The organism is Chitinophaga sp., from assembly GCF_036566945.1.
GTDB lineage: Bacteria > Bacteroidota > Bacteroidia > Chitinophagales > Chitinophagaceae > Chitinophaga.
Genome location: NZ_DATCVJ010000931.1, coordinates 1 through 4,472, shown reverse-complemented (window position 1 = coordinate 4,472; position 4,472 = coordinate 1). Strand labels below are relative to the sequence as shown.

The window sequence follows — 4,472 nt, the reverse complement described above, 5'->3', positions numbered from 1 at the left end:
GTTTGAAAATCAATCCCCGGAACTATACTCCCTTCCAGCTGGAAGCAATTACCCGCCGTTATACCGCGGAACTCGTAAAGAAGAACTTTATCGGCCCTGGTACAGACGTTCCTGCTCCTGATTACGGAACCGGCGAAAGAGAAATGAGCTGGATCCTGGATACCTACATGAGCTTGCGTCCGGGCGAAATTGACGGTTATGGTTGCGTTACCGGTAAACCTGTATCTCAGGGCGGTGTACGCGGTCGTACGGAAGCTACCGGCTTAGGTGTATTCTATGGTTTGCGCGAACTGTGTAATATCAAGGAAGACATGGACCGTTTGGGGCTGACTACCGGTATCGAAGGTAAAAGAGTAATTGTACAGGGTATGGGTAACGTGGGTTACCATGCTGCCAAATATTTCCACGAAGCCGGCGCTAAAGTAATTTGCCTGATCGAGTGGGATGGTGCTATCTATAATGAACAGGGTATGAATCCTGATGAAGTACTGATGCACAAAAAAGCAACCGGTTCTATTGTGAACTTCCCGGGTGCTTCCAACCTGAATAAAAATACAGATGGCCTCGAACTGGATTGTGAAATCCTGATCCCTGCTGCACTGGAAAATGTTATTCATAAACTGAATGCGCCTAACGTGAAGGCAAAAATCATTGGAGAAGCTGCCAACGGTCCGTTAACACCGGAAGCAGATGAAATCCTGAATAAGAAAGGCGTTATCGTTGTTCCGGATATGTTCCTGAATGCCGGTGGTGTAACCGTTTCTTATTTCGAATGGTTGAAAAACCTGAGCCACGTGCGTTATGGCCGTTTAGGTAAACGTTTCGATGAAAATATGAACATTCATATTCTGCAAACCATCGAAGACCTGACGGGTAAAAAAGTATCTGACAACGAAAGAAAATTCATTGCACACGGTGCGGATGAAGTGGATTTGGTATACTCCGGTCTGGAAGAAACCATGCACGCTGCACTCCACGAAGTACGTGATGTGATGATGGCTAATCCGCAGATTCATGATATGCGTACAGCCGCTTACGTAGTAGCGATTAACAAAGTAGGTGCTGCTTACGAGCAACTGGGTATTTTCCCTTGATGCACGACGATAGATAATTTTTGTAGCCTCCGCCTCTGGCGGAGGTTTTTTTGTCTTTATCCAGGATTATACTGATTTAGATGATTTTCCAGATTTTTACTTTATGATTTTGGAAGATTTAAAAGATTTTGGGAGATATGAGCGAATTTTTATCCGCTCATATCTCCCAAAATCTTTTAAAATCCTGTAAAAAAAATCTGGAAAATCATCTAAATCAGTATAATCCTGGATAAAGACAAAAAATCGCACTATTCAAATGCCGGCAACGCAGACAGGAAACGCCATTTCCTTTCGTTTCCCACATAGTTGCCACAAAAGGTATTGGTGCCATTCGTAATCACCAGGTAGGTGGCCGGTATTACCATATTGTAGCGGATTACCTGTTGCATGGTTTGTTCTGTGAGTGGTACATTCATTTCTTTACACTCCACCAGCATCCAGGGTTGCATAGCACGGTTGTAGATTACGATATCATACCGCTTCTTCATCTCTCCCAAAAAAATTTCCTTTTCAATACCTATCAGGGAAGCCGGATATTGTAATACCTGCACCAGATAGTTCAGAAAATTTTGTCTCACCCACTCTTCGGGTGTCAGCACCACATATTTTTTACGATAGCGGTCAAAGATCAGCTCTTTACTGTCTTCTTTGATAATTTTAAAATCCGGTGGAGGGAAGCTGATAGCGATCAAGATGCAATTGATTTGAATACAGTGGCGAAGATAGTTACATTAGGATAATATTGCTGTTAGGGAACAAAACCTTATATTTGCTTGTCAAAAGGCTATGAAGACAAAAGAAGAAATTGTAGCTAATTGGCTGCCCCGATACACGGGTGAGAAACTGGAGCAATTTGGCTCTCACATCCTCCTCACCAATTTCAGTAATTATGTAACCATGTTTGCCGAATGGAACAACGTAGAAATCGTTGGTCATGGTAAACCTATGCAATGCGCTACTGCAGGCGACATTACTATCATTAACTTTGGTATGGGTAGTCCCGGTGCGGCTACTGTGATGGACCTGCTCTCTGCCATCACCCCCAAAGCTGTATTATTTCTCGGTAAATGCGGTGGATTGAAAAAGAAGAACAATATTGGCGACCTGATATTGCCTATTGCCGCCATTCGCGGAGAAGGTACCAGCAATGATTATTTTCCACCGGAAGTACCCGCACTACCTGCATTTGCGCTGCAAAAAGCCATTTCCACCACTATCCGTGATTCCGGTCACGATTATTGGACAGGCACCTGCTACACCACCAACCGCCGGGTATGGGAACACGATAATGAATTTAAGGCGTACCTGGAAAAAATCAGGGCCATGGCAGTAGATATGGAAACAGCCACTATTTTCTCCGTAGGCTTCTATAACAAAATTCCTACCGGCGCATTGTTGCTGGTATCTGATCAACCGATGGTACCGGAAGGGGTAAAAACGGAAGAAAGCGACAAAAAAGTGACGACTAAATTTGTAGAGCGCCACCTGAAAGTAGGCATCGATTCTTTACAGAAGCTGATTGAAAGTCACCAAACGGTGAGGCACCTGCGTTTTTAGAATTGTTGTATCTTCCGGCTATGCTTTCCACGCGGGTAGAGATACAGGACCTGGAAGTCACCTTCCAGGCCGGCCAAACAAGAACAACAGCAGTTAATCAAATTTCCCTTTCCATAGGCAAGGGCGAGATAGTGGGCGTAGTAGGAGAATCCGGTTCGGGTAAATCCGTTACTGCCCTGTCGCTCATGCGACTGATAGATTTGCCTGGTACCATTTCCGGTGGAAAGATTCTATACCAGGCAACAGATGATACGGCAGTAAACCTGCTACAGTTGCCCGATGCCGACATGCGCAGCTACCGGGGCAACGAAATTGCCATGATATTTCAGGAACCCATGACCGCCCTCAATCCACTGCATACCTGTGGGGAACAAGTGGCGGAGGCAATCCGTTTGCATAACCATAGCACGCCTAAAGCCGCAAGGGAACAGGTAATCGCCCTTTTTGAAAAAGTGAAATTACCCGATCCGGCAGGCATCATGAATCGTTATCCACATGAACTTTCCGGCGGGCAAAAACAACGCGTCATGATTGCGATGGCCATTTCCTGCCATCCCCGGCTGCTCATCGCCGACGAACCTACCACCGCATTAGATGTTACTGTGCAGAAAGCGATCCTGGAATTACTCCGGGAACTGCAGCAGCAAATGGATATGAGCGTTATTTTCATTACACATGACCTGGGTGTGGTGGCCGAAATAGCCAGCAGGGTAGTGGTGATGTACAAAGGAAATATTGTGGAAGAAGGAAATGTCAGGGACGTGTTCCTGCATCCGCAACATCCTTATACCAAAGGATTATTGGCTTGTCGCCCTCCGCTGGATAAGCGTTTGGTGAGATTGCCCGTTATCCGCGACTTCATGGAAACAGACTCACAGGGACAGATATACGAAAAAGCCGGCGCTATACAGGAGCTGGTGCGTTCACTGGTGATCCCGGATGCCGCTTTGCGGCAGCGGGAACAGCAACTGGCTGCTGCCGAACCTTTGCTGCAGGTAACCGGACTTAAAACCTGGTTTCCCGTTCAAAAAAGTATCACCGGCAAAGTATTAAAGTGGGCAAAAGCTGTGGATGATGTGAGCTTTGAGGTAAGAACCGGCGAAACCCTCGGCCTGGTGGGCGAATCGGGCTGTGGTAAAACTACTCTGGGCAGGTCTTTATTAAGATTGATTGAGCCTACGGGGGGCAGTATCATTTATAAGGGGCAGGATGTGCGCAGTTTATCGGCCGGTGGTATGCGGGCGCTGCGCAAGGATATGCAGCTTATTTTTCAGGACCCTTATGCATCGCTGAACCCCAGGCAAACCATTGGCGCCGCTATCCTGGAGCCTATGCAGGTGCACGGATTGTACGGCAACAGCCGCGCACAAACAGAAAAAGTATTGGAATTACTGGAGAAGGTAAACCTGCAGGCCAGTCATTATAACCGCTATCCGCACGAGTTTTCTGGTGGGCAGCGGCAGCGCATTGTGATTGCACGGGCGCTGGCAGTGGAGCCATCGTTTATTATTTGTGATGAATCTGTAGCTGCACTGGATGTGAGTATACAGGCGCAGGTGCTGAATCTGCTGATCCGTTTGCGGGAGGAGCTGGGCTTCACCTGCATTTTTATTTCCCACGACCTCTCTGTGGTACGTTTTATCAGCGACCGGATGATGGTGATGCAGCGGGGTAAAATAGTAGAAACGGGGGCAGCAGACGATGTGTACAACCACCCGGAAAATGCATACACACAGCAACTGATCGCAGCCATTCCGAAAGGAATGTAATATATAATTATCTGATTGTTATACTTTTATAATCATTTTTTGATGATATAGA

The 4,472-nt window shown here is 46.5% G+C and carries 4 protein-coding genes; 3 read left to right on the top strand and 1 reads right to left on the bottom strand.

What is annotated here, in order from left to right; genetic code table 11:
• Positions 1-1,094 (top strand): Glu/Leu/Phe/Val family dehydrogenase (locus VIP81_RS27950; protein ID WP_331969258.1); only part of this gene is annotated, 1,094 nt, incomplete at its 5' end.
• Between the two features lie 248 nt (positions 1,095-1,342).
• Here the strand turns inward: VIP81_RS27950 and VIP81_RS27945 are convergent.
• Entirely contained in the window at positions 1,343-1,786 is a 444-nt protein-coding gene (locus VIP81_RS27945) for a type I restriction enzyme HsdR N-terminal domain-containing protein (RefSeq protein ID WP_331969255.1), read from the bottom strand.
• A gap of 94 nt (positions 1,787-1,880) precedes the next feature.
• Between VIP81_RS27945 and VIP81_RS27940 the strand changes: the two genes are divergently transcribed.
• Both VIP81_RS27940 and VIP81_RS27935 read left to right on the top strand, forming a co-directional pair.
• The gene (locus tag VIP81_RS27940; RefSeq protein ID WP_331969252.1) at positions 1,881-2,651 is read left to right on the top strand and encodes an AMP nucleosidase; all 771 of its coding nucleotides are present in this window, start codon (positions 1,881-1,883) and stop codon (positions 2,649-2,651) included.
• Between the two features lie 20 nt (positions 2,652-2,671).
• The gene (locus tag VIP81_RS27935; protein WP_331969249.1) at positions 2,672-4,420 is read left to right on the top strand and encodes an ABC transporter ATP-binding protein; all 1,749 of its coding nucleotides are present in this window, start codon (positions 2,672-2,674) and stop codon (positions 4,418-4,420) included.
• Positions 4,421-4,472: the final 52 nt, after the last annotated feature.